The 19,667-nt window shown below is 65.9% G+C and carries 13 protein-coding genes; 5 read left to right on the forward strand and 8 right to left on the reverse strand.

Annotated features, from left to right (window positions below; translation table 11 throughout):
• The 4 genes from LAQ74_RS17765 to LAQ74_RS17780 form a co-directional block, all read right to left on the reverse strand.
• Complete coding sequence (locus tag LAQ74_RS17765) at positions 1–1,047, reverse strand: ABC transporter ATP-binding protein (protein ID WP_224338021.1); 1,047 nt, start codon at positions 1,045–1,047, stop codon at positions 1–3.
• Positions 1,044–2,027: an ABC transporter permease gene (locus LAQ74_RS17770; RefSeq protein WP_224338023.1), complete on the reverse strand. Its 984-nt coding sequence runs from the start codon at positions 2,025–2,027 to the stop codon at positions 1,044–1,046. The genes LAQ74_RS17765 and LAQ74_RS17770 overlap by 4 nt, the downstream gene beginning before the upstream one ends.
• Before the next feature lie 4 nt (positions 2,028–2,031).
• The gene (locus LAQ74_RS17775) at positions 2,032–3,009 is read right to left on the reverse strand and encodes an ABC transporter permease (protein ID WP_224338024.1); all 978 of its coding nucleotides are present in this window, start codon (positions 3,007–3,009) and stop codon (positions 2,032–2,034) included.
• Between the two features lie 74 nt (positions 3,010–3,083).
• Positions 3,084–4,796, reverse strand: a complete 1,713-nt coding sequence (locus LAQ74_RS17780; RefSeq protein ID WP_224338026.1) for an ABC transporter substrate-binding protein — start codon at positions 4,794–4,796, stop codon at positions 3,084–3,086.
• 200 nt (positions 4,797–4,996) lie between these two features.
• Between LAQ74_RS17780 and LAQ74_RS17785 the strand changes: the two genes are divergently transcribed.
• The 3 genes from LAQ74_RS17785 (at position 4,997) to gdhB (ending at position 9,015) form a co-directional block, all read left to right on the forward strand.
• Positions 4,997–6,376 carry a M28 family peptidase gene (locus LAQ74_RS17785; protein ID WP_224338028.1) on the forward strand — a complete coding sequence of 460 codons (1,380 nt, stop codon included), beginning with the start codon at positions 4,997–4,999 and terminating at the stop codon, positions 6,374–6,376.
• Positions 6,377–6,531: 155 nt separating this feature from the next.
• The gene (locus tag LAQ74_RS17790) at positions 6,532–7,710 is read left to right on the forward strand and encodes a M24 family metallopeptidase (protein ID WP_224338030.1); all 1,179 of its coding nucleotides are present in this window, start codon (positions 6,532–6,534) and stop codon (positions 7,708–7,710) included.
• A 54-nt stretch (positions 7,711–7,764) separates the two neighbouring features.
• On the forward strand, positions 7,765–9,015 hold the full coding sequence (gene gdhB / locus LAQ74_RS17795) for a glutamate dehydrogenase GdhB (protein WP_224338032.1): 1,251 nt from the start codon (positions 7,765–7,767) through the stop codon (positions 9,013–9,015).
• 54 nt (positions 9,016–9,069) lie between these two features.
• Here gdhB and LAQ74_RS17800 read toward each other — a convergent pair whose 3' ends face one another.
• Together LAQ74_RS17800 and LAQ74_RS17805 are read right to left on the reverse strand one after the other, a co-directional pair.
• A complete protein-coding gene (locus LAQ74_RS17800) occupies positions 9,070–12,285 on the reverse strand; it encodes an FAD-binding and (Fe-S)-binding domain-containing protein (RefSeq protein ID WP_224338034.1) in 3,216 nt (1,071 codons plus the stop codon).
• Positions 12,286–12,293: 8 nt separating this feature from the next.
• Positions 12,294–13,265 carry a D-2-hydroxyacid dehydrogenase gene (locus LAQ74_RS17805; RefSeq protein ID WP_224338036.1) on the reverse strand — a complete coding sequence of 324 codons (972 nt, stop codon included), beginning with the start codon at positions 13,263–13,265 and terminating at the stop codon, positions 12,294–12,296.
• Between the two features lie 192 nt (positions 13,266–13,457).
• Here LAQ74_RS17805 and LAQ74_RS17810 point away from each other — a divergent pair, with 192 nt between their 5' ends.
• Both LAQ74_RS17810 and ilvA read left to right on the forward strand, forming a co-directional pair.
• Entirely contained in the window at positions 13,458–14,747 is a 1,290-nt protein-coding gene (locus LAQ74_RS17810) for an amidohydrolase (RefSeq protein ID WP_224338038.1), read from the forward strand.
• Positions 14,744–16,021: a threonine ammonia-lyase gene (gene ilvA / locus LAQ74_RS17815; protein ID WP_224338040.1), complete on the forward strand. Its 1,278-nt coding sequence runs from the start codon at positions 14,744–14,746 to the stop codon at positions 16,019–16,021. The genes LAQ74_RS17810 and ilvA overlap by 4 nt, the downstream gene beginning before the upstream one ends.
• A gap of 84 nt (positions 16,022–16,105) precedes the next feature.
• On the opposite strand, the gene LAQ74_RS17820 is transcribed toward ilvA, so the two are convergent.
• Together LAQ74_RS17820 and LAQ74_RS17825 are read right to left on the reverse strand one after the other, a co-directional pair.
• Positions 16,106–17,464, reverse strand: coding sequence for an aminotransferase class III-fold pyridoxal phosphate-dependent enzyme (locus LAQ74_RS17820; protein ID WP_224338042.1), 1,359 nt, complete (start codon positions 17,462–17,464; stop codon positions 16,106–16,108).
• A gap of 152 nt (positions 17,465–17,616) precedes the next feature.
• Positions 17,617–19,245, reverse strand: a complete 1,629-nt coding sequence (locus tag LAQ74_RS17825) for a BCCT family transporter (RefSeq protein WP_224338044.1) — start codon at positions 19,243–19,245, stop codon at positions 17,617–17,619.
• Between the last annotated feature and the right edge of the window lie 422 nt (positions 19,246–19,667).

Below are 19,667 nucleotides of genomic sequence, written 5' to 3' on the forward strand. Positions count from 1 at the left end.
TCAGTCACCCCCGGCGTTCCCGACGTTCTGGGCCGCGGCGGTCTGTTTCCACGTCCTCGCGTCGTCGGCGTACGGCCGCAGTTCCGCGTCTACCTCGTCGGCGTAGTGGCAGTACGACCGAAGGTTGTTCACGTAGTGCGCTTCGGGCTCTTCCTCCCGACAGCGGTCGGTCGCCATCGGACACCGCTCGGCGAACCGACAGCCCTGCGGCGGGTCGACGAGCTCCGGCGGGTAGCCCGCGATGGAGAGCAGGTCCTGGTCCTCCATCCGGATGTTGGGGAACGCCCGCTTCAGCCCGATGGTGTAGGGGTGGTACGGCTGGTTGAATATCTCGTCGACCGGCCCCTCCTCGGCTACCTGACCGGCATACATCACGAGGACGCGGTCGCACGTCTCGGCGACGACGCTCACGTCGTGAGTGATGACCAGCATCGAGGAGTTGATCTCGTCTTGGATCGAACGGATGCGCTTGAGAATCTGGTCCTGCATGATGACGTCGAGCGCCGTCGTCGGTTCGTCGGCCAACACCAGCGACGGGTCGAGCGCGAGCGCCATCGCGATCATCGCGCGCTGGCGCATCCCGCCGGAGAACTGGTGCGGGTAGTCGTCGGCGCGGTCGGGGTCCAGACCCACGAGTTCGAACATCTCGGTGACGATCTCGTTCGACTCGACCCGACCCGTTCCCGGCCGATGGGTCTCGATGGCCTCGACGATCTGCTCGCGGATGGTGTACACCGGGTCCAGCGAGTTCATCGCAGATTGGGCGATCATCGATATCTCCTCCCACTTCAGACGGCGGCGCTCGGGGCCGGAGAGTTCGGTGAGGTCGTCGCCTTTGAACTCGATGCTGCCGTTGTTGACGTAGCCGGCGTCCGGGAGGATGCCGATTATCGCCTTCGCGAGCGTGGTCTTGCCGCAACCGGACTCGCCGACGATGCCGAGGTTCTCGCCCTCTTCGAGTTCGAACGAGACGCCGTCGACCGCCTGTGCGGGGCCGTCTTCGGTTTCGTAGTACACTTCGAGGTCTTCGACTTCGAGTAGACTCATTGTAGCTTGGGGTTGGTTATCTCTTCGTAGCCGCGGCCGATGAGGAAGCCGCTGATCACGAGCAGTCCGATGCAGATACCCGGCGGCACGAACCACCACCACGCGCCGAACTGGAGCGCGGAGTACGCCCGCGACGCCTGGAGCATCGTGCCCCACGAGACGGTGTTCGGGTCGCCGAGGCCGATGAACGAGACGCCCGCCTCCGCGAGGATGGCCCACGCGATGCCGAACGAGCCGTAGAGGAACGTCAGCGGCAACACGTTGGGCGCGAGATGCCTGCTGATGATGTGCCAATCGCCCGCGCCGGCGACCTGAGCGGCCTTCACGAACGGCCGTTCGCGGAGCGAGAGCGCCTGCGAGCGGATGACCCGGGCGGTCGAGCGCCACTGGAGGACGATCAGCGCGAAGATGATGTTCCAGAGGTTCGGCCCCAGCACCGCGACGAGCACGATGACCGTCGGCAAAAGCGGCATCCCGTACAGGAAGTCGACCAGTCGCATCAGCGCGTCGTCGACCTTCCCGCCGTAGTAGCCCGCGACGAGACCGACCAGCGTCCCGATACCGGCGGTGAACACCGCCGCGATGAGTCCGACCATCAGCGCCGCTCGCGTGCCGTAGACGAGTTGGCTGAAGATGTCGAACCCCTCGGCGGTGGTGCCGAGGATGTAGGGCGTGTCCGCGCCGAGAATCGACGGTTCGGCCCACTTCTCGATGATGATCTCGGAGTCGGTCTGGTACTGTCGCTTGAGCGGCTGGTGGGTCGCGATGAACGGCGCGAAGATGGCGACGAGGACGAACCCCGCCACTGTGAGAAGCGAGAGCTTCACCGAGAGTTCGTCGGTGAGCTTCGCCCAGTGTTCTCGGAGCGTCTCGCGCCACAGGCGGGCCGTCCGCTGCCACTTGTTTATCTGCTCGTCGGACGAGCCGGTGTCGTCGAGGTCGGCGAATATCGACCGGGTAGTGTGTTCTTCTTGAGCCATTGGTCTAGTCGTACGTCACCCGCGGGTCGAGGTAGCCGTACGCGAGGTCGGCCAGGAAGTTCAGGAAGATGATGGTCGCCGCGAGAACCATGAACGTCCCCTGTGCGACGGGGAAGTCCCGCCGGAGCACCGCTCGCACCATCTCCCGACCGATGCCGGGCCACGCGAACACCGTCTCGATGAGGACGCTCCCGCCGACGGCGTAGCCGAGGGCGATGGCCGCCGCCGTGACGATGGGCAACAGCGCGTTCCGCGCGGCGTGTCTGAACATTATCGTCCGCTCCTTCAGCCCCTTGGCGCGGCAGACGTCGATGAAGTCCTCAGAGAGCACTTCGAGCATGCTCGAACGCATGATGAGAAGTGGGTAGCCCATGAAGTAGAAGCCGAGCACCAGCGCCGGTGCCAGCAGGTGGTGCAGGAAGTCCACCGTCAACACCATCTGCCAGAAGCTCGCGTTCTGCGTACCGAGGCTGGTCATCCCGCTCATCGGGATGACGCCGAGGTTCGCCCCGAATATCCACAGGACGATGAGCCCGACGTAGAACGTCGGGACGCTCCGGGCGGTCAGCGCGACGATGACCGCGTTCTTCTCGAACCTGGAGCCGCGGTACCAGCCGGACAGCACGCCGAGCGTGATACCGATGGCGTACGCCGTGATGAACGCCGTCAGCATGAGCACGAGCGTGTTCGGCAGGTAGGTCGCGATGACGTCCGTCACCGGCTGGTTCGAGTGGAACGACTGGCCGAACTGCAGCGTCGCTAAATTCTCGAGAAACTTGACGTACTGCACGTGCAGCGGCTGGTCGAGGCCGTAGCTCGCGATGATCTGTTCACGCGCCTCCTGTGTCATCTGTGAGGAGACGACGTACGACGTCGGATCGCCCGGCATGAGCCGAAACAGTCCGAACAGGACCGTCCCGACCGCCCAGAGCGTCACGACGAGCTGTAGTACGCGTCTGATGACGAAACTCGCTTTTCCCATGATATATGTCGTATCTGTATCGTGTTTACCGCCGATTTACGTGGAAATTCCGTATCGAAGTCGGTTCTCTCCGCTCAGTCGTCGCTCGGCGCCTGGAGCATGTCGTTGTCGTCCCACGTGTAGCCGGCCTCTTCGAGTCGGCTCCGCGCGGCGTCCCGGCTCTCCTCGTACTCCGTCACGTCCTCGGTGTGGAGCGGCCCGAACGCCGACGAGACGACGTTGAACCCTGGTTCGGGGAAGCCGAACAGGACCTGGTCGACGATGGGCGTCCGCGGGATGGTCTCGACTAGCGCCTTCCGCAACTGCACGTCGTCGAGGCGCTCTTCGCGCTCGTTGGGCGTGAACATCCAGAACGTCGGCGCGGTCTGGAACGTCGTCCCGATGTTCTCGTTGTCCTGATTCTGATCGAGGCTGCGGTCGATGCGGCCGAACGGCTCGTAGTTGAGATCGCCGTTGATGAGATTCTCCCACACCGTCGACGCCTCGGGGATGACGCGCCAGAACCGCTTCTCGAAGGAGACGGGCGCGAAGTGCTCGTCGAACTTCGTCATCCCGAACTCGCTGCCCTGTTCCCAGTAGTCGAACATCATCGGTCCGCTCCCGACGGGCTCATCGATGTTCGCCTGACTCGGGTCCTCGCGGTCGGCCCACTTGTGTTCGGGGATGATGGGGATGAGGTTCGCGACCGCGAGGTTGAACGGACCGAGCGGCTCGGACATGTTGATGCGAACCGTCTCCTCGTCGACGGCCTCCGCGGTGTCGATGTACTCGGCTTGCGTTGAGTACAGCGGCACCTCGTTCTCGGTGACGTAGTTGTACGTGAACGCGACGTCCTCGGCGGTGAGGTCCTCGCCGTCGTGCCACGAGTGGTCGGTGCGAATGGTGTACTCCATCGTGGTCTCGTCGACGCGGTTCCAGTCCGTCGCGAGGCTGACCTCCGGGTCGGGTTCGCCCTCGTTGTTGAGCTGGACGAGGAAGTCGTACAGCATGTTGAACTGGTAGACGTGCTTGCTCTCGTCGTTGTGACCGAGCACGTTCATCGTCGAGAGCGTCTCGGGCCAGTACCCCTTCAGGGTGTCCTCGCCGCCCTTCATCTCCAGGTTGATCATCGTCCAGTAGGAGTTGAAGCCGTTCGCGAGGTCCGCCTGCCAGTTGCCCACCTGATTGCTGTTGTAGATGGCCGCCTGCGGCATCTGCGTGATGGGCATCATCGGAACGTCGTCCATCAGCGTTTTCTGAATCTCGTGGGCCTGGTCGATCCGGGTGTCGGGGTCCGGTTCGGCCAGATAGCTCGACATCATCTCGTCGAGGTCCGGGTTCTCGTAGCCAGAGTAGTTACCTTCGCCGGGGTCGGTGTTTCCGGAGTTGAACAGGTTGTTCAGTTCCGTCACCGGTTCGGAGACGAAGAACGTGTGCCACGTCGCGAAACTGTAGTCGTACTCTTCGGACACCCTACTGAACAGGGTCCCCCACTCGAGTACGTCCACCTCCATGTCCAGTCCGAGTTCGCTGAACTGGTCGGCGACGAGGTTTATCGCGTCGTGTCTCGGCGGGTTGTAGCTCTGGGCGTTGTTGACGTAGGTGTACGTCGACAGCCCCTCGCCCGCGCTGGCACCGCCGCCGTCACCGCCACTCTGGTTTCCACTCCCGTTTCCGCTCCCGTTTCCGCCGTCGCCGCCGTCCTGGTTGCCGGAACACCCGGCTAAGGCCGTCATCCCCGCGACACCGCCCGCAGTCGCCGCTTTCAGAAATCTCCGACGCTTCACACGATTGGTATCCTCTGGCATGTTATTAGCTATCCCCAACCACCACATAAATATCTTTCCACGTGTTCTGTCGTTTGGACAAGGAGACCGGGGATGTACATGATTAACTCGATACCGTTTGTCCTACGCAGCGTAAATTTGTCGAGCTTTTGCGCCCTTTCGGCGTCGGGATCGGATAGAAACCAGAAGACTATTGAGATGCGATATCACACCCCAGTTAGATGACCGAACTACCAGACTCAGTCGTGGGCGACGCCTACCGGAGCACGGTCGGGTGGGACCTCCTGGCCGAGTTGGCGGATCTGAACGACCGGATGCCGGGACACGAGGGTGAACGAGTCGGGGCGGACCTCGTGGCCGAGGCGTTCGAGGACGCCGACCTCGACGACGTCTCCCTCGACGAGTTTCCCATCCCCGCGTGGTGGCGCGGCGACGCGAGTCTCACCGTTGCGCACGGCGACCGCGAGACGACGTTCGCCCGGTCGCACGAACTCGTCGAGTTGCCGGGAACGCCCTCGGGCGAGGTGACGGGCGAACTCGTCGACATGGGCTACGGCCTGCCCGAGGAGTTCGAGGACGTGGACCTCTCCGGCGACATCGCAATGGCGTCAAGTCTCACCCCCGACGACTACGGGCGGTGGGTCCACCGCTCGGAGAAGTATCACTACGCCGCCGAGTCCGGCGCTGCGGCGTTCGTCTTCTACAACCACATCGAGGGGGCACTGCCGCCGACCGGCAACATCGGCAGCGTCAACGGGCCGGGACCGATTCCGGCCGTCGGCGTGAGCAAGGAGACCGGTGCGCGACTCCAGCGCTACTGCGACGCCGGCACCGTCGAAGCCGACCTCTCGGTCGAGTCCGAAGTCGGCCGCGGCACGTCACACAACATCGAAGCGACGGTCGGCCCCGACTCCGACGAGGAGGTGCTGTTCACGGCGCACGTCGACGGCCACGACGTGGGGACCGCCGCCAACGACAACGGGTTCGGCACCGCCATGGTCGTCGAAGTCGGAAAGATGCTGGCACAGGTCGCAGACGAGTTGGAGACGAAAGTCCGACTCGTCGTCTTCGGTGCCGAAGAGACCGGCCTGTACGGGTCGTACTACTGGAGCCATACCCACGACCTAGAGAACGTGAAGTGCATCGTCAACGTCGACGGCGCGGGCTACTCGCGGAACCTCGAAGTCCACACTCACGGTTTCGAGGCGATAGCCGACGCCTTCGACGCCGTCGGCGACGAGTACGAGATCCCCGTCCACACCGAAGACGGAATCCGACCGAACAGCGACCACTGGCCGTTCGTCCAGCGCGGCGTCGCGGGCGCTCAAGGCCGTTCCTCCTCTGACGGAAGCGGCCGCGGGTGGGGTCACACCCACGGCGACACGTTCGACAAACTCGACGTGCGAGACCTGCGTGACATGTCGATTCTCTGCGCCGCGGGCGTCGCGCGACTCGCCCGAAGCGACATCGAGGTCGACCACGTCGACGACGAGGAGATAAAACAGGCGTGTCTGGACGAAGGCTTCGACGTCGGAATGAAGGCGACGGACGCGTGGCCGTGGGGCGGACCGAAGGACTGGCCCTGGGCGGACGAACTGTAACTCTCGGTTCGACAGCCTCGGTGGAAGATGTCTCCGCGACCCGACTCGCGGCCTCGGGTCGTCGACTCCCGAGCGAAGCGTACACACAATCCGTATTTAACGTACACAAAAAAGTTATACAGTCGCCCTCCGAACCGACAACGCGAGACGTTGTCATGGCTCAAGCGGTGTTCGATACAGCGGAGTACGACCGACGAATCGCCCGGACGAAAGCGCGGATGGAGGAGGAGGGATTGGACGCCGCCGTCGTCAGCGACCCGGCGAACATGAACTATCTCACCGGCTACGACGGATGGTCGTTCTACGTCCACCAGGCGGTCATTCTCACGCCGGACCGCGACGAACCCATCTGGGTCGGCCGCCAGATGGACGCGACGGGTGCGCGCGCGACGACGCAACTCGCAGAGGAGAGCATCCGTCCGTACAGCGACGACCACGTCCAGTCGCCGCGTGACCTCCACCCGATGGACTTCTTCGCGGATGTGCTCTCGGACCTCGGCGTCGACGACGGCCGAATCGGCCTGGAGATGGACGCGTACTACTTCACCGCGAAGTCCTACACGCGCCTGCAGAACAACCTCCCCGAGGCCGACTTCGAGGACATCACGCTGCTCGTCAACTGGGTGCGCGTGAAGAAGTCGGAGGCCGAACTGGAGTACATGGAGCAGGCCGCCCGCATCTCCGAGAACGCGATGCAGGCCGGCCTCGACGCCATCGGCGAGGGCGTCCCCGAGTACGAGGCGGCCGAGGCCATCTACTCGGCGCTCATCGACGGGACCGACGAGTACGGCGGCGACTACCCGGCTATCGTCCCGCTGATGCCCTCGGGCGACTACACCGGGACGCCGCATCTGACGTGGACCGACCGTCCCTTCCGGAACGGCGACCCGGTGCTCATCGAACTGTCGGGCTGTCGACACCGTTACCACTCGCCGCTCGCGCGGACGACGTTCGTCGGCGATCCGTCCGAGGAGATAGAGGAGACCGCCGAGATAGTCGTCGAGGGGATGGAAGCCGCACTCGACGCCGCCGAACCCGGCGTCACCGCCGAACGGGTCGAGAAGGCGTGGCGCGACACCATCGCGAAGTACGGCGTCGAGAAGGCCGACCGCATCGGCTACTCGATGGGGCTGGGCTACCCGCCGGACTGGGGCGAGCACACCGCGAGTCTCCGTCCCGGCGACGAGACGGTGTTGGAGGAGAACATGACGTTCCACACCATTCCCGGCCTCTGGTTCGACGACTTCGGCGTCGAACTCAGCGAGACGTTCCGCGTCACCGCCACCGGTGCCGAACCGCTCGCCGACTTCCCCCGACGGCTGTTCACCGCCTGAGATGACGACGACGAACCGACAGAGAAAACCGACGCGGCGACAGACGCTACGGACATGACCGACACCGAATCGACGCTGTCGAACGCTCGCCGACAACTCGAACGCGCGGCCGCTAACGTCGACATCGACTCAGGTATCGTCGAACGGCTGAAACACCCGACTCGCGTTCAGCAGGTTTCTGTCCCGCTTCGGCGCGACGACGGTACGCTGGAGGTGTACACCGGTTTCCGCGCCCAGCACGACGACGTCCGCGGTCCCTACAAGGGCGGACTTCGCTACCACCCCGAAGTCAACGCCGAGGAGTGTATCGGCCTGTCGATGTGGATGACGTGGAAGTGCGCCGTGATGGACCTCCCCTTCGGTGGCGGGAAGGGCGGTGTCGCAGTCGACCCGAAGACGCTCTCTGAGACGGAGCGTGAGCGACTCACGCGGCGCTTCGCCGAGGAGATACGCGCCGCCATCGGACCGAAGAAGGACGTTCCCGCGCCCGACATGGGGACGGACTCGCAGACGATGGCGTGGTTCATGGACGCCTACTCGATGCAGGAGGGCGAGACCATCCCCGGCGTCGTCACCGGCAAACCGCCGTCAGTCGGCGGGTCGCACGGTCGCGAGGAAGCGCCCGGCCGGAGCGTCGCCATCATCACGCGCGAGGCCATCGACTACTACGACTGGGACATCGAGGAGACGACCGTCGCCGTACAGGGGTTCGGTAGCGTCGGCGCGAACGCGGCGCGCCTCCTCGACGAGTGGGGCGCGAAAATCGTCGCCGTCAGCGACGTCGACGGCGCGATATACGACCCCGACGGACTCGACACGAACGACGTCGAAAGTCACGACGAACGCCCGGGGATGGTCTCGGGGTACGACGCACCGGAGACGCTGACGAACGCCGAACTGTTCGAACTCGATGTCGACGTTCTCGTTCCGGCCGCCGTCAGCAACGTCATCACCGCCGACAACGTCGACGACGTGCAAGCGGAGATGATCGTCGAGGGCGCGAACGGACCGACGACGTTCGCCGCCGACACGGTTCTCGAAGAGCGCGGCGTCCCGGTGATTCCGGACATCCTCGCGAACGCCGGCGGCGTCACCGTCTCGTACTTCGAGTGGTTGCAGGACATCAACCGCCGGACGTGGCCGCTCGACAGAGTCCACGAGGAACTCGAACAGGAGATGCTGAAGGCGTGGAACGCCGTCCGCGCCGAAGTCGATGAGCGCGACCTGTCGTGGCGTGACGCCGCCTACGCGGTGGCGCTCTCGCGCATCGGCGAAGCGAAGGAGACGCGGGGACTGTGGCCCTGACGCGCCGCTCGCGCTGACCGCGCTCGGTCCCTCCGAAACGCCGAAATCGACGTTTCAGCGCCCCAGCGCCTCGGCGACTTTCTCGATTGGGTGCGGCGGCTCCGAAGCCGACGCCCCCCGGTCACCGAGTTGCGTGCGGCACGACGCGCCGGGAGCGACGACGACGTCGCCGTCGCTGTCGTCGATTTGGTCATACAGAACGCGGGCGATGGCTCTGCTCATCGAGTAGTGTTCGGCCTCGTAGCCGAAACTGCCCGCCATTCCACAACAGCCCGAATCCAGCGGGTCGACCTCGTAGCCCGTCCGCCGGAGCACGCCGACGGCGTGGTGGTCCTTCCGCGTCGCCTTCTGGTGGCAGTGGCCGTGGTAGGTCAGCGACTCGGCGGGCGCAGAGAACGAGAGCGCCTCGTCGAGTCGGAACGCGTCGAGATACTCCATCACCCCGTAGGTGTTGGCCGCGACGGCTTCGACGTCCGCGACGGAGCTGTCGTTCGACGCCTGTGACCCGCCCAACAGGTCGAGGTAGTCCGACTGGAGCATCACCGCGTCCGACGGTTCGACGAGGACGACGTCCCAGCCATCCGCGACGCGGGGGGAGAGCGCCGCCACGTTCGTCTCGGCTCGTTCCCGCGAGCGGTCGAGAAAGCCCTTCGAGTGGGCGGGTCGGCCGGTCGAGGTGACGCCGTCGGGGAGCGCGACGTGGACGCCCGCGGCTTCGAGCACGCGGACGGCCGCTTTCCCCGCCTCGGGGTGGTTGTAGTTCGTGTACGTGTCCGGGAAGAGCAGCACCCTCCGGTCGGCCGACGACGCCGGAACTCGGGAGCCGCCGCGCTCGTCGAACCAGTCGACGAACGTCTCGCGGTGGAACGTCGGCAGCGACCGCTCTCGCGCGATGCCGACGGTCTTCTCCATGAGCGTCCGCGCGCCCGGAAGCTTCGGTGCGAAGTTCGAGACGGGCGCGAGCACCGACCCGAGGGCGTTGAGTCGGTCGACTTCGGCAAACAGCCGGTCGCGGAGGCTCGCGCCGTGGCGCTCGTGGTGAGCGTGTTCGATCTCGGCTTTGAGTTTCGCCATGTCGACTTCGCTCGGACAGTCGCGCGCACAGCCCTTACAGCCGACGCAGAGGTCGACGATTTCGCGCATAAACTCGACGTCGTGGCTCTCCTCGGAGAGGTCGCCGCTCATCGCCTGTCGGAGCATGTTCGCGCGACCCCGCGTCGAGAGGCTCTCTTCCTCGGCGGCGCGGTAGGTCGGACACATCACCCCGCCCGTCGTGTCCTGGTTTCCGCGACAGCCCCCGCAGCCGTGACAGAGCTCGGCCATTCCCTGAAAGCCGTTCGCGTTCTCCCACTCGAGCGTGGGTTCGAAGTCGGGGTCGAACTCGTACTCGGGCGAGAGGCGGAGGTTCTCGGTCATCGAGACGACGCTCGCCCGCGAGGGGACGTCCGCCGGGACGGTCTCGGACTCGGCGTAGCCGCAGACCTGTCCGGGGTTCAACAGCCAGTTGGGGTCGAACGCGGTCTTCACCTCGCGGAACGCGTCCCAGAGACGGTCGCCGTACAACTTGCGGTTCCACTGGGAGCGCGCGCGGCCGTCGCCGTGCTCGCCCGACACCGACCCGCCGAACTCGACGACGAACTCCGTCACCGCGTCGGCGATGGTCTCGAACGCCTCCAGTCCCTCGGCGGTCTTCGTGTCGACGAGCGGGCGGACGTGGAGAACGCCCGGCCCGGCGTGGGCGTAGAAACTCGTGTTCGCGTCGTACTCGTCGATGACATCGCGGAACCGGTCGACGTACTCCGGGAGTCGCTCGGCGGGGACCGCGCAGTCCTCGATGAACGAGATGTGCTTCTCGTCGGTCGTCCGCGACAGCAGGATCGGTGCGGCCGCCTTCCGCATCTTCCAGAGTCCGGCGCGCTCCTCGGCGTCGTGGGCCTCCAGCGCCGCGAACGCGCGGGCGTCGTCGGCGAGTTCGATTCCCGCAGACGGCGTCGCCTCGGGCGTCGCTGACGGTACCCGCGCGGCGAGGAGGTCTGCGACCTGCTGGCGACCGTCCGCCTCGGAGTCGGCGTAGAACTCGACGAGGAGCGCGCCGCGCGTCCCGTCGGGGAGCGACGCGGCGACGTCGCGGAACTCGGCGGTCTCCAGCGCGAGGTCGATGAGCACGTCGTCGATGAGTTCGACGGCGGCGGGGCCGTGGTCGAGGATGGGCGCGACGTCCGCGGCGGCGTCGTACACGTCCTCGTACGTGAGGAGCGCGACGGCTTTCGTCTCGGGAATCGGTTCGAGCGACACCGTGGCTTCGGTGACGATTGCGAGCGTCCCCTCGCTCCCGGCGAGTAGGCGCGCGAGGTTGACCGTCCCGGCCTCGCTGTCGGGGTCGATGCCGGAATCGTCGGCCATCCGCCGCTCGCCGCGCGCCTCGTCGACGAGCATGTCGAGATTGTACCCCGAGACGTTTCGCTTGAGGTCCGGGTAGCGCGCGTCGATCTCGTCGGCTTCCTCGTCGAGGATGCGGACGACCTCGGCGTAAATCCGGGGCAGGAGGTCGCTTACCGGTCCAGAGTCGCCCCAACGGTCTGAATCGGGGTCGGCCTTCTCGCGGAGTTCGTCGACAGACATCTCGCCGAACGTCGTCACGGTGCCGTCGGCGAGAACGACCTCCGCCTCCTCGACGTAGTAGTCGGTCTTGCCGTACTGCAGCGAGTGCGCGCCCGTCGAGTTGTTGCCGATGGCGCCGCCGAGGACGCTCCGATTGCCCGCCGCTGGGTCGGGCGCGAATTTGAGGTCGTGTGGGGCGGCACGTTCGTTCAGGTCCGCGAGGATCGTTCCGGCCTGTGCGGTCGCGCTCTCCTCCTCGGCGTCGACCTCGACGACGGCGTCCATGTAGCGACTGAAGTCGAGGACGACCGCTTCGTTGACGGCTTGTCCGGCGAGACTGGTGCCGCCGCCACGAGGGAGGACGGGAATCTCTCGCCGTGCGCAGTAGTCGACGACAGTCGCCACGTCGTCGGTCGACGTCGGGAAGACGACGCCGATGGGGACGACCTCGTAGGCGGAGGCGTCGGTCGCGTACAGCTGGCGCGTGTACTCGTCGAAGCGCACGTCACCGTCGACGCGCGCTTCGAGGTCGCGGACGACGCCCGAGCGGGCGACCTCGCCGCCGACGTAGTCGTACGCCGCACGCGGGTCGGCGGAAGGGTCGGACGCGGTAGAGTCGGCTAAGGAGTCTGTCGTGGTCGGGTCGTCCGAGGGGTCTGTCGCGGTCATCGAGACGGTCAGGCCGACTCCGGCGCGAGCAGTTGGTTCGCCAGTTCCTCGCCCGCGTCGAGGCGGCCGACGTTCTCGGTGACGATGGCGGCGAGTCGGTCCCAGTGTTTCGGCGTGTGACCGCCCGTGTGTGGCGTGATGTGGCAGTTTTCGAGGTCCCAAAGCGGATGGTCGGCCGGCAGCGGCTCGGGGTCGGTCACGTCCAGCGCCGCGCCGCGAATCTTGTTCCACCGGAGTGCCGAGACGAGCGCGTCGGTGTCGACGATGCCGCCGCGAGCGGTGTTGACGAGCACCGCGTCGGGTCGCATCGTCGCGAACTCCTCGTCACCGATGAGGCCGCGGGTCAGGTCGTTGAGCGGGCAGGCGAGGACGACGTACTCGCTGCGCGAGAGCGCGTCGTGGATGGCGTCCTCGTCGAATCCAACGACCTCGTCGGTTGGCCCGCCCTTCTCGGGCGTGTAGCGGACGCCGATGGTGTCGACCTCGAACCCCTGTAGGCGCTGGACGAGCGCCTCGCCGATGGAGCCGAGACCGACGACGGTGACCGTGCTGCCGGAGAACTCGTGCGACTGGAAGTGCCGCCACTCCGAGCGCTGCTTCCGTCGCCACCCCTCGTGGAGTCGACGGGTGAAGGTGAGCATGTTGCCGATGGCCTGCTCGGCGATGCCCGGTGCGTGGATGCCGCCCGCGTTGGTGACGGCGACGCCGCGGTCGGCGAGCGCGCCCATCGGCAGGTGGTCGGTGCCGGCGAACGTGCAGGCGAACAGTTCGAGGCGCTCGGCGCGCGCGAGCAGTTCCTCGTCGAGGCTGATGCCGGTGACGACTCGCGCCTCGGCGATGAGTTCGCGCTCCTGTTTCGGCGTTCGGGCGAGCGCGACCGTCCGGTCGGGGAGGCGTTCGCGCAACAGTTCGGCGTACGGTTCCATCGAGAGTCCTTCCGTCCCCTCGCGGAGGACGACGACGTCGGGATTGGTGGTCATCTGAGTGTTTCCTCTGCCGGACGGTGCTGGCTCCGGTTGCGGACGCTCGCGAACCGCACGACCCGTTCGAATCGTGCGACTCGTCCGGCGTGTACGGTCGTACCATTGTCAGAGTCCGACTTAGTGTTTTTGTGTAACCACCATCAACGAAAATCGTTCACAGTTAAGTGCGTGTCTCTGTCACACTAGCCCATGGCCGAGCCGATACGAGCGCGACTGAGCGAGTTGCGACGACACCTCCACCGGTATCCGGAACCCGGGTGGTGCGAGTTCCAGACGACCGCCTGGCTGGTCGAGGAACTCCGGGCCATCGGCGTCGACGAACTCGCGGTCGGACCGGAGGCGTACGACCCCGACGACCGGATGGCTGTCCCAGCCGAGGATCGCGTCGAAGCGTGGTACCAACGCGCCCGCGAGCGTGGCGTGGACGACGATCTCCTCGAGAAGATGGCGGGCGGCAACACGGGAGCTGTCGCCGTCCTCGACCGCGGTGAGGGACCGACCGTCGGCCTCCGCGTCGACATCGACGGGCTGTTCATCGAGGAGTCCGACGGCGACGACCACGTCCCGGCGGCCGAGGGATTCCGCTCGGAGACCGGCGAGACGATGCACGCCTGCGGTCACGACGCGCACATGACCTGGGGGCTCGCCACGCTAGAGGCCATACAAGATAGCGAGTTCGCCGGCCGACTCGTGGTGTTCTTCCAGCCTGCAGAGGAGGTCTCCGGCGGCGGTTGTCCGATGGCCGAAAGCGAGTACGCCGAGGGGCTCGACTACTTCTTCGCCGTCCACGTCGGCCTCGACCACCCCACGGGAGAAGTCGTCGCCGGCATCGAGCGCCCGCTGGCGATGTGTCACGTCGACGTCGATATAGAGGGAACCTCCGCACACGCCGGGAAAGCGCCGCAGGACGGCGACAACGCCATCCAGGCGCTCGGCACCGCCATCCAGAACGTCTACGGCATCCCGCGGCACGCCGACGGGATGACCCGCGTCAACGTCGGCCGCGTCGAGGGCGGCACGGCGAGCAACGTCATCGCCGAGGACGTCGGGGCCGTCGCCGAGGCCCGCGGCGAGACGACGGAACTCATGGAGTACGCGAAGCAAGCGCTCACGCAGACGTTCGAGACGGCCGCCGAGATGCACGGCTGCGAGGCCGACGTCACCATCGTGAGCGAGAGTCCCCGCGCCGACAGCGACCCCGAACTCGTCGACGTCGTCGCCGGCGTCGCCCGCGGCGTCGACGGCGTCGACACCGTCGTCCCCACCGCCGACTTCGGCGCGAGCGAGGACGCGACGTTCCTCATGCAGCGCGTCCAGTGGGAGGGGGGCCTCGCGTCCTACCTCATCGTCGGCACCGACCATCCGACGAGCCACCACACGCCGACCTTCGACGTCGACGAGCGTAGCCTCGACACCGGCGTCGAACTGCTCACGGAGGCGATCCTCGCCGTCTCGGACGACGGGGTGGACGAACCGTGAGTCCGTCGTCGGACGTCTCGGACGAGATACCGACGGCCGACGAAGTCGTCACCGTCGAGGACGTGGAGGCCGCCCGCGAGCGCCTCGCGGACGTCGTCCACCGGACGCCTCTCGACGGGTCGACGACATTCGCCGAGCGCAGCGGGGCCGCCGCCGTGGGTCTCAAACTCGAGAACGTTCAGCGGACGGGGTCGTTCAAGATTCGCGGCGCGTACAACGCGATGGCTCAGCTCTCGGCGGAGGCGCGCGAACGCGGCGTCGTCGCCGCTAGTGCCGGCAACCACGCACAGGGTGTCGCGCTCGCCGGGGGGTTGCTCGATATCGACGCCACCATCGTCGTTCCGGAGGTGACACCGGCGGCGAAAATCGACGCGACGCGCGGCTACGGGGCCGAGGTCGTCGTCGAGGGCGGCGACTACGAACGCTCCTACGAGCACGCGCTGGAACTCGCAGACGAGGAGGAACTGGCGTTCGTCCACCCGTTCGACGACGAGCACGTCATCGCCGGCCAGGGAACCGTCGGCCTCGAACTGTTCGAACAGGACCCCGACGTGGACACGGTGCTCGTCTCCATCGGCGGGGGCGGCCTCATCTCGGGCATCGCGACGGCTGCGAAAGCCCACGACCCGAGTATCCGCGTCGTCGGCGTCCAACCCGAGGGGGCGGCCCACGCCAAACCCTCGCTCGTAGGCGACGAGATTCACGTGCTCTCGAACGTCGATACCGTCGCCGAGGGTATCGCCGACGCCCGGCTGCTGGAGAAGACGTTCGCCGTCGTTCGCGAGCGCGTCGACGACGTTGTCTCGGTGAGCGACGCCGACATCGCCGTCGCGACGGCGTTACTCGCCGAGCGGGCGAAGACCGTCGCCGAAGCGGCGGGCGCAGCCCCGGTCGCAGCGTTGCTCTCGGGAGCCGTCGACGTCGAGGGTGAACGCGTCGCGGCCGTCGTCTCCGGCGGTAACGCCAACCTCACGGACCACGCCGAACTCTGTCGAGTGGGTCTCGAACGAATCGGGCGCTACGCCGAGGCCCGCCTCGAACTCGCCCGGTGGCCGACGGTTCTCGGCGATGTGACCGATGTCGTCGAGGAACGGGGTGCGGAACTCGACACGCTCGAACGCGCCCGACGGACGGCGGCCGACGACCTCAACCGGACGCCGGTCCGCGTCGGCGTCGAGGGGAGCGGTCCCGACCACCTCCGCGACGCGCTGGCCGCGCTCGATGCGCTGGACGGCGTGAGCGTCGTGAGAAACAGCCTCGACACGGAGACGTAGAGCGGGAGCGAAAATCGTTGACGACTCATCGGAGGCGGGCGTTTTCGCGCGATTCGAGGGCTCTGGAAACGTCCCGTCGCCGATTCAGGCCAGCGCCTTCGAGGCCACGTCGTCCATCGCCTCGGTGAAGATGTCGATACCCATCTCGATCTCCCGCTCTGTCGAGTCCAGCGGCGGGAGCAGGCGAATCGTCTTCTTTCCGCAGCCGAGGGTGAGCAGGCCCCGTTTCAGGGCGGCCTGAACGACCGCGTTTCGGCGCTCCGTGGTGTCGAACTCGACGGCGAGCATCAGCCCTTTGCCGCGCACGTCGTCGACGTGGTCGGGCGCGCCGTCGCGGAGCAGTTCCTTGGCCTGTCGGCCGCGCTCGGTAGCGTTGTCGAGGAGGTCGTACTCCTCGATGGCCTCCAGCGTGAACGCGCCCTGCATGGAGCCGAGGAGGTCGCCGCCGCCGAACGTCGACCCGAGGCGGTTCTTCTCCTCCGGGAAGATCTCCTTCTTCGAGATGGTCGCGCCGACGCGCAGCGCCTTCGCGCTCGCGATGACGTCCGGTTCGATGGGGTAGTGGTCCGACGCCCACATCTTCCCGGTTCTGCCGACGCCGGACTGTATCTCGTCGACGACGAGCGGGATGTCGTACGTCTCGCAGACGTCACCCACCTCGGCCATGAACGCCTCGTTCGGGAAGCGGTAGCCGCCGACGCCCTGAATCGGCTCGAGGACGGCGAAGGCGACCTCGTCGGGGTCGACGTGGCCGCCCTCGGGTTCGAGCGAGTCGCGCAACTGCGAGCCGTTCTCGCGGGCGAAACCGCAGTCACAGTCGCCCGCGCTCGCGTCCGCGCAGTCGCAGAAGGGGACCGTCTTCACGCCCGCGATTTCGGGGTAGTGGCGGGTGTACACCGGCTTCGAGAACGTCAGCGACAGCGTGCCGAGGGTTCGGCCGTGGAAGCTTCCGTCGAACGCGTAGGCGTACTTCGCCGTGGGGTTGTGGTCGTGGGAAATCTTCGCCGCGTTCTCGACGGCTTCCGCGCCGGAGTTCGAGAGGAACACCGTGTCCATCCCGTACTGACTCGACACGTCGACGAGTTTCTCCATCAGGTGGCTCGCGCCGGGGAACTCGGCGGTCTCGGGGTCCGGCCCCGCGCCGAAGTACATATCCTGCCCCGCGATTTTCATCGGCTCGACGAGGTCGAACTCGCGGAGCTTCGCGAGGATCTTCTCGTTGTTGTAGCCGAGCGGGGCCGCGCCGATGTGACACGTGAAGTCGAGGAGGACGTTGCCGTCGACGTCGGTGACGAACGGGCCGTCGGCGTCGGCGGTCACGTCCCAGACGAACTCGTGGGAGTACTCGCTCGGTGCGGCGTGTTCGGTGTGGAACTCGATCCAGTCGCGCGCGTTGGGTCCGGGAAGCGCAGCTGTATCGGGCTCCGCGGTATCCCTATCCATACACAGAGAACGTGTACGGCGTACATTAAAACTTGTTATCGTTCGGAGGGTTCGTCGAGGCGGTGGCCGTCGCTTCTTCCGCGAAAAACGGTCCGACGAGGCCGTGTGGTGGGCGTCGTCCGGCCGTCCACGCCCGCCGGTCTGCTACCGGGTCAGTCGTCGTCCTGTCCGGCGACCTTCCCCGGCGCGACGGTCCCGTCCTTCTTGGGCGAACCCAGGAAGCGAGTCCGGTCCTGCAGGAGCACGCCGCCGGTCTCCTGCTGGAAGGTTCTGATGAGTCCGAGCATGGCGGCCAGACAGACGACCGCGAACGGCGCGCCCGTGATGATGGCCGCCGACTGCAGCGCGTTGACGCCGCCGACCACCATCAGGATGGAAGCGACGAGTCCCTGCAGCACCGCCCAGAAGACGCGGTTGATGGAGGAGGGGTGCTCCTTCCCGCCGGTCGTCATCATCGACACCGCCAGCGTCGAGGAGTCCGCCGACGTGACGAAGAACGTCGTCACGAGGACGAGGAACACGAACAGCAGGAGCGGCCCGAGGACGGGAAGTTGCCCGAAGAGGACGTATCCGGAGACCGCTTCGCTGTACTCGCTGATGGGGCCGAGGACGTTCGCCGTTCCAGAGTTCTGCATGATGACTGCCGACCCGCCGACGATGGCGAACCACGGGATCGTCGCCATCGACGTCGCGCCGATACCGGCGAAGGCCACCTCACGGACGCTGCGCCCGCGCGAGATGCGGGCGATGAACAGCCCCGCGAACGGCGACCACGCCAGCGGCCACAGCCAGTAGAAGACGGTCCAGCTGTTCACCCACTTGTCGGGAGCCGTCTCCGCCGGCTGCGTGTAGAGACTCATCTGGAAGAACTCGCCGATGAATCCGCCGGTCGCCTGTGTCGCGAGTTCGAGGATGCGGAACGTCGGGCCGAGGATCAACGTGGCGACCATCAGGAGCAGGAACACCGTCATGTTGAAGTTCGAGAGCCGACGGATCCCGCGGTCGACCCCGAGCACCAGCGAGACGGTGAAGATGACCGTCATCCCCGTGATGACGAGGACGGTCCCGATGTCACCAAGTTGAATCCCCCACTGGAAGTCCAGTCCGGTGATGAACTGGCTACCGATGAATCCGAGTGACGTCGCGACACCGCCGAGCGTCGCGAACACCGCGAGGATGTCGATGATTTTCCCGACGATCCCGTCGACGTTGTCTGCGCCGAGGATCGGCGTCAGTACTGCCGAGACGCGCAGCGGCGCGTCGTAGTTGTAGACGTAGTAGCCGATGGCCAGCCCCATGACCGTGAAGCAGGACCACTGGGTGAGACTCCAGTGGAAGATGGAGTACTGTATCGCGATCGGCATCGCCGCCGCCGATTCGGCCGGAGCGTTATACAGCGGGGGCACCGACGAGTAGTGGAACAGCGCCTCAGCCGGTCCCCAGAAGACGATACCCGCCGCCAACCCGGCGGAGTACATCATCGCGAAGTACGAGAAGTAACTGTACTCGGGGTCCTCGTTGCCTAACTGGAGTTTCCCCCAGGGGCCGAAGATGACGAACCCGAGAAAGAGGACGAACCCCAGCATCACGAGGAGGAAGAACCAGTTGAAGTTCGAGAGCAACCAGTACTGGATCCCCTGTATGAACTCGTACGCCTGATCGGGCCTCGTCGCGAACGCGGCGACGAAGAGGAGTGTGATCCCCGCGCCGAACGCGAAAATGACCGGCTCTATCTCGTCGAAAAACTGACTAACCGCCCCCTGGTCGTCCGAAGTGCCCATCCGTCACCACCCTCCCTCTGGAATGCCGACGGCTCGACCGACCACCGTAGTCGCCCCGAACCGCTCCGTGGTTCGATGATTCACGTGCTGTTCGCCGTCTCGTTCGCCGCGTGGATTGCAGTCGATGTACATTGGCCTGTCCCCTGTCAACGCTCGCTATGCTATACGGTGCCGCACGTCACGGCTATCAACCATGAGACAGTTAAACATTACGGTTATTGAAACCGATGGATACGATATCCGTTTACTTTCTTCTAATCGTAACGAAGGTTCACCCGGGTAGAACGCTGTCTCCGGGGGCTGTGCGGCACCATCTTTCGTTCACCATCGGATTCGAGGGCCGAGCGTCGAGTGACGAGAGACAGCGACGGAGCGCAACTCCGACGAGTGCGATATACAGATTCTGAGCGGGGAATTCCGCG

Origin of the sequence: Haloprofundus halobius, assembly GCF_020097835.1 — an archaeon.
Classification (GTDB): domain Archaea; phylum Halobacteriota; class Halobacteria; order Halobacteriales; family Haloferacaceae; genus Haloprofundus; species Haloprofundus halobius.

Coding starts and splice junctions, on each gene's coding strand:
- LAQ74_RS17775 (WP_224338024.1), bottom strand. CDS start 3,009: ATGGGAAAAGCGAGTTTCGTCATCAGACGCGTACTACAGCTCGTCGTG.
- LAQ74_RS17810 (WP_224338038.1), top strand. CDS start 13,458: ATGGCCGAGCCGATACGAGCGCGACTGAGCGAGTTGCGACGACACCTC.
- LAQ74_RS17790 (WP_224338030.1), top strand. CDS start 6,532: ATGGCTCAAGCGGTGTTCGATACAGCGGAGTACGACCGACGAATCGCC.
- LAQ74_RS17765 (WP_224338021.1), bottom strand. CDS start 1,047: ATGAGTCTACTCGAAGTCGAAGACCTCGAAGTGTACTACGAAACCGAA.
- LAQ74_RS17825 (WP_224338044.1), bottom strand. CDS start 19,245: ATGGGCACTTCGGACGACCAGGGGGCGGTTAGTCAGTTTTTCGACGAG.
- gdhB (WP_224338032.1), top strand. CDS start 7,765: ATGACCGACACCGAATCGACGCTGTCGAACGCTCGCCGACAACTCGAA.
- LAQ74_RS17800 (WP_224338034.1), bottom strand. CDS start 12,285: ATGACCGCGACAGACCCCTCGGACGACCCGACCACGACAGACTCCTTA.
- LAQ74_RS17770 (WP_224338023.1), bottom strand. CDS start 2,027: ATGGCTCAAGAAGAACACACTACCCGGTCGATATTCGCCGACCTCGAC.
- LAQ74_RS17820 (WP_224338042.1), bottom strand. CDS start 17,464: ATGGATAGGGATACCGCGGAGCCCGATACAGCTGCGCTTCCCGGACCC.
- LAQ74_RS17805 (WP_224338036.1), bottom strand. CDS start 13,265: ATGACCACCAATCCCGACGTCGTCGTCCTCCGCGAGGGGACGGAAGGA.
- LAQ74_RS17785 (WP_224338028.1), top strand. CDS start 4,997: ATGACCGAACTACCAGACTCAGTCGTGGGCGACGCCTACCGGAGCACG.
- LAQ74_RS17780 (WP_224338026.1), bottom strand. CDS start 4,796: ATGCCAGAGGATACCAATCGTGTGAAGCGTCGGAGATTTCTGAAAGCG.